The 594-nt window shown below is 67.0% G+C and carries 1 pseudogene; it reads left to right on the top strand.

Annotation, left to right across the window (positions count from 1 at the left end):
• Nucleotides 1-229: pseudogene (locus ABD323_RS44035) on the top strand (hypothetical protein); the annotation flags it as partial.
• Nucleotides 230-594 lie beyond the last annotated feature (365 nt).

The raw sequence follows: 594 nt of genomic DNA, 5'->3' as shown, positions 1-594 counted from the left end.
GTCCCTCTATCGGGCGAACGCCAAGTACCGGCCCATCTGGGAGCCGCGTTATCTGCTGTTCGAGAAGAGCAGCGAGATTCCCCGGATCGGCATCGCCAGCGCCCGCGCCGAGGGTTTCATCACCGCCCCCAGTCTTCCCGCCCTGTTCCGCCGTCGGCACGCCCGGCCCACCGCCGATTCGGCGGCTGCGGCCAGCTTGCCGGTCCCGGAACGCGGCGGGGAGGGATAGTCCTCCGCCGGGGGGCGGAGGACTTCCGGCCGCTACCAGCCGACCGGGGGAGGCAATCCCGGTTTTGTCCCCCTGGAGGATGACCTGACTTCCACTCAGGAGCTGATGCGGCCCGTTTATCGGATACCTACTGTTGATGTAGGACACCACGCATTAATGGGTGTGCGGGAAATGTAGGAGTGAGAACGGGGACAGCAGTGAACCAGCAGCACGGAGTGCTCAGGCGGGCCGCAGCGGCCGAGTGGGGTGTGCTGTTCTCGACCCTCAGGTCGGAGATCGCGCGCAAGCGGTTCGCCGCCGTCCCACTGGCCACCACCGCCACCTTGCTGGTCCTGCTCTTCAGCATCGTCCAGCACCTGCCCGGC

It is taken from the genome of Kitasatospora nipponensis, assembly GCF_039528135.1.
Lineage (GTDB): Bacteria > Actinomycetota > Actinomycetes > Streptomycetales > Streptomycetaceae > Kitasatospora > Kitasatospora nipponensis.
Note: the sequence above shows the minus strand (reverse complement) of the source record. Positions and strands in the feature narration are given on the sequence as shown.